The following is a 4529-nucleotide window of genomic DNA, read 5'->3' as shown; positions in this document are numbered from 1 at the left end:
CTAGTTAACGTGACAACACCTCCGTGCGGTCACCTGCTCTGGCATGTCTTCAAACCACGGATAGTGCTGTTTTGGGATGATGAGTGCGTGGCCTTCGCGGATCGGATGAAGATCGAGAAAGGCAAGCACGAGTTCATCCTCGAACAACTTGTAAGCCGGCAAGTCTGCCGCGGCAATTCGGCAGAAGGTACAGGTCTCAGACATCAACGAGCCTCTCTGTCGGTGACTTCTGAAAATCAAGGCTAGCCAGTTTGAAAGGCAGCGCAAGCGAACCTCGGCCGCCTTGTCGATGATTTCCTCTTCCAACCGATGGGATCGGAAGACTGGCGAAAGCAACATGCTTTAGTCCTACATCCAAAAGGCGAAGGGTCGGAGCCGTTACCTATCCAAATGGAGGGCGTGAAACCGCAGGTGATCATCCACAAAGCTCGAGATGAAGAAATAGCTGTGGTCATACCCCTCCTGCCGCCGCAGGGTCAGAGGATAGCCGCTCGCCTCCGCCGCCGCTTCCAGCGCGCCGGGCCTGAGCTGCTCGTCAAGGAAATCATCCGCTTCGCCCTGATCCACCAGCGTCGGGAGCCCGCCATTGGTCTTGCGCATCAGAAGGCTTGCGTCATAAGCCTCCCAGGCGCCGCGGTCGTCGCCCAGATAGGTGCTAAAGGCCTGCCGGCCCCAGGGGCAATTCACCGGATTGCAGATCGGGCTAAAGGCAGAGACGGACCTGTATCGCTCCGGGTTGCGCAACGCCAGAACCAGCGCACCGTGGCCGCCCATCGAGTGCCCGAAGATCGACCGCTGATCGCTTACCGGAAATGTCTCTTCGATCAGCCTGGGCAATTCCTTCAGCACATAGTCATACATATGGTAATGCCGGTTCCATGGGGCTTCTGTCGCATTCACATAGAACCCGGCCCCCTGCCCCAGATCATAGGTCTCCGCATTGGCCACATCGTCGCCCCGTGGGCTGGTGTCGGGTGCCACCAACGCAATACCGAGTTCCGCCGCAAGGCGCTGCGCCCCGGCTTTGTGCATGAAATTCTCATCTGTACAGGTCAGGCCAGAGAGGAAGTAGATCACAGGGACCTTCTGCCCCTGCGCGGTCTGTGGCGGCAGGTAGATCGCGAAGCGCATATCGCAGTTCAACCTATCGGAATGATGGCTGTAATGTTTGGTCCAGCCACCAAAGACCTTGTTGGCGCTCTTTAGTTCCAATGACATGGCAGGTCTCCCAGAAGTTGTTCGGACCGCGCCGCAAGCGGCGCGGCACCGGAGGCAGTCAGCTGTCAAAATGAATGACAGAACGGATGCTCTTGCCCTCATGCATCAGGTCGAAAGCCTCGTTGATCTCTTCCAGACTCATGGTGTGGGTGATAAAATCATTCAACTTGAACTCGCCCTGCATGTAGCGTTCGACATAGTCAGGCAGCTCTGACCGCCCCTTGACCCCGCCAAAGGCCGAGCCGCGCCAGACCCGGCCGGTGACCAGCTGGAACGGACGGGTCGAGATCTCCTGCCCCGCACCGGCGACTCCGATGACCACGGATTCGCCCCAGCCCTTGTGGCAGCATTCCAGCGCCGAGCGCATGACATTGACGTTGCCGATGCATTCGAAGGAATAATCGACGCCGCCGTCGGTCATCTCGACGATCACCTCCTGAATCGGCTTGTCGTGATCCTTGGGGTTGATGAAGTCGGTCGCGCCCAGCTTGCGGGCGAGGTCGAATTTGCTTTCGTTGATGTCGATGACGATGATCCGGCTGGCCTTGGCCATCGTGGCGCCGATCACGGCGGAAAGGCCGATGCCGCCCATGCCGAAGATCGCGACGGTTGCGCCCTCCTCGACTTTGGCGGTGTTCATCACGGCGCCCATGCCGGTGGTGACGCCGCAGCCCAGCAGGCAGACCTCTTCCAACGGCGCCTCGGGGTTCACCTTGGCGAGGGAGATTTCCGGCAGTACAGTGTATTCCGAGAAGGTCGAACAGCCCATGTAATGCAGGATCGGCTGGCCGTCCTTGTAGAAGCGGCTCGTGCCGTCCGGCATCAGACCCTTGCCTTGCGTTTCGCGGATCTTCTGGCAGAGGTTGGTCTTGCCGGATTCGCAGAATTTGCACTCGCCGCATTCCGGCGTGTAGAGCGGGATCACGTGATCGCCAACCGCTACGCTGGTGACGCCCTCGCCGATCGATTCGACGATGCCGCCGCCTTCATGGCCGAGAATGACCGGGAACAGCCCCTCGGGGTCTTCGCCGGACAGGGTGAACGCATCCGTGTGGCAGACGCCCGAAGCGATGATCTTGATCCGCACTTCGCCCTCCTTGGGCGGCATCACTTCGATCTCTTCGATCGAGAGCGGTTCGTTGACGGCCCAGGCGACAGCGGCTTTGCATTTGATGATATCGGTCATGGCACTCGCTTTGTTTTGCTTGATGTCTGACCGACAAATGGACTATCCCAAGAGAAGCGATAATCACGTTGATTTACAAAACACTATTACCATCATGCAACAATTGTGGGGTTGAAGAGGAACACAGTGCTGAGCTGGGAAGGGGTTTCCGAATTCGTAGCTGTGGCCGAAACCCATAGCTTTACCGCCGCTGCCGGAAATCTCGGGATTTCCACCGCACAGGTCAGCCGCCAGATCGGAGCACTGGAGGCGCGGCTCGACACCAAGCTTTTCTACCGCACCACGCGTAGGGTGACGATCACCGAAACCGGGCAGGTCTATTACAACCATTGCCGCCAAGTGCTCGACGGGCTGGCCGAGGCCGAGCGCGCGATCACCGATCTGCAGCAGAACCCCAAGGGACGCTTGAACATGACCGCACCCGTGACCTTTGGAGAAAGCCGCATCGCACCTTTGGTCAATGATTTCCTGCGGCGCTTCCCAGATCTGGAGATCAATCTAAGGCTAACCAACCAGTTGCTCGACCTCGTGGCGGAAAGCTATGATCTTGCCATTCGGCTGGGCGAGTTGGAGGACAGTTCCATGATGGCAAGACGCCTGAGTTCACGCCGGCATTACACCTGCGCCGCGCCCGACTACCTCGCCGCCCATGGCACCCCGCACACCCTGTCCGAACTCGACAAGCACAATTGCCTTCAGGGTACTTTGGGATATTGGCGGTTTCAGGAAAAAGGAACCATGCGGCATGTTCGGGTGAAGGGCAATCTGCGCTGCAACAGCGGGGCCTCTCTGGTCGATGCCGCACGCAGGAACCTGGGGATCATTCAGCTGCCAGATTACTACGTCGAGGGAGAGCTGCAGGAAGGGAGGCTGGTTTCGATTCTGGAAACCTATCGCGCGCCTGACGATGGCATCTGGGCGATCTATCCGCAAAACCGGCATCTGTCGCCAAAAGTCCGGTTCCTGATTGACCACATCGGGGACGGGTTGCGATGAATCGTCCGTCAAAGGCACAGAGGAACTTTAGATGATTGTCAGAGATCCCCCGAAGGCGCTGAACCTGTTCTTTGTCATGCAGGGCTCGATCGTTCCCAGAATCGCGGGCAGAATTGTCGGGGTCGCCGTGCTGACGGCGGCGGTGCTGTTGGTTGATCAACATATCGTCCCCCTGCCCCGCGTCTCCATTGCGGCGATGGGCGTCTTTGGCATCGCGCTGTCGCTATTTCTCGGGTTCCGCAACAATGCTGCTTATGACCGCTGGTGGGAGGCGCGCAAGCTTTGGGGGACAATGATCGCCGACCTGCGCAATCTGGGGCGACAGCTTACCATCTTTGTTCCTGAGGCCGAAGACCGCCGGAAAATCCTATCTTTAGGGGTGGCATTCAGCCATCTGCACCGCGGCTTTCTGCGAAACGCAGAGGTAAGGGCGGATCTGTCTGGTTGGATAGACGAAACCCGCGCGCAAGCCTTGCTCGCAAAGACCAATCCCGCAGATGCGGCCCTGCGGGCGATGGCGGAGCAGATAAGCACCTTGAGCAATAGCGGCGCCGTTGATGGCTTCGGGAAGATGACCCTGTCTAGCACGCTGTCTTCGCTGGCTATGGCGCAGGCCGGATGCGAACGGATTGCGACGACGCCCTTGCCCTTTGTCTATTCCCTTCTGGTGCGCCGCACGACCTATCTCTATTGCTTTTTGCTGCCCTTTGCCCTGATCGAGGCGACGAACTGGTTCGCGCCGGTCTTCACCGCGGCGGTTGCCTATGTTTTTTTTGGGCTGCAGGCCGTTACCAACGAACTCGAACTGCCGTTTCGAAACGTGCAAAATGGTTTGCCGCTCGACGCCATGTGCCGGATCATCGAGAGGTCTGCCTGTGAAGCCCTCGACCAAAAGCCGCCTCCGGCTTGGCCCCCCCAGAAATACGTCCTTACCTGACCCCTTCGACGCCGCCGACGTGTTGCCGGATTCGGCAATCGTTGAGCGCTTTATTGCCGCAATTTCTGTCTATAGAGCCAACTGCGTTGATCGCCCTTCGAAAACGTGTCTCTCGCGGTGAGCTTGCTGATGCCAACATTGACGCAGGCTGTCATAGTGCATAACGTCCTCGGGTGTTGTCACGTTAACTAG

At 58.5% G+C, this 4529-nt stretch carries 5 protein-coding genes; 2 read left to right on the top strand and 3 right to left on the bottom strand.

Annotated features, from left to right (window positions below; translation table 11 throughout):
• The 3 genes from OO25_RS21090 to OO25_RS21080 form a co-directional block, all read right to left on the bottom strand.
• Positions 1-204 carry an HIT family protein gene (locus OO25_RS21090; RefSeq protein WP_242407092.1) on the bottom strand — a complete coding sequence of 68 codons (204 nt, stop codon included), beginning with the start codon at positions 202-204 and terminating at the stop codon, positions 1-3.
• Positions 205-378: 174 nt separating this feature from the next.
• Positions 379-1218 carry an S-formylglutathione hydrolase gene (gene fghA / locus OO25_RS21085; protein ID WP_040182696.1) on the bottom strand — a complete coding sequence of 280 codons (840 nt, stop codon included), beginning with the start codon at positions 1216-1218 and terminating at the stop codon, positions 379-381.
• A gap of 58 nt (positions 1219-1276) precedes the next feature.
• Complete coding sequence (locus OO25_RS21080) at positions 1277-2395, bottom strand: S-(hydroxymethyl)glutathione dehydrogenase/class III alcohol dehydrogenase (protein WP_346348384.1); 1119 nt, start codon at positions 2393-2395, stop codon at positions 1277-1279.
• Between the two features lie 135 nt (positions 2396-2530).
• Between OO25_RS21080 and OO25_RS21075 the strand changes: the two genes are divergently transcribed.
• Positions 2531-3400: a LysR family transcriptional regulator gene (locus OO25_RS21075; protein WP_040182693.1), complete on the top strand. Its 870-nt coding sequence runs from the start codon at positions 2531-2533 to the stop codon at positions 3398-3400.
• A gap of 31 nt (positions 3401-3431) precedes the next feature.
• A complete protein-coding gene (locus OO25_RS21070; RefSeq protein WP_040182691.1) occupies positions 3432-4337 on the top strand; it encodes a bestrophin family protein in 906 nt (301 codons plus the stop codon).
• Positions 4338-4529: the final 192 nt, after the last annotated feature.

The organism is Phaeobacter sp. S60 (genome assembly GCF_000826845.1).
GTDB lineage: Bacteria > Pseudomonadota > Alphaproteobacteria > Rhodobacterales > Rhodobacteraceae > Phaeobacter > Phaeobacter piscinae.
The sequence above is the reverse complement of the archived record's forward strand: the minus strand, read 5'-3'. Positions and strand labels throughout refer to the sequence as shown.

Excerpts from the sequence above, each read along its gene's own strand:
- fghA (WP_040182696.1), bottom strand. The coding sequence starts at position 1,218 with ATGTCATTGGAACTAAAGAGCGCCAACAAGGTCTTTGGTGGCTGGACC.
- OO25_RS21090 (WP_242407092.1), bottom strand. The coding sequence starts at position 204 with ATGTCTGAGACCTGTACCTTCTGCCGAATTGCCGCGGCAGACTTGCCG.
- OO25_RS21070 (WP_040182691.1), top strand. The coding sequence starts at position 3,432 with ATGATTGTCAGAGATCCCCCGAAGGCGCTGAACCTGTTCTTTGTCATG.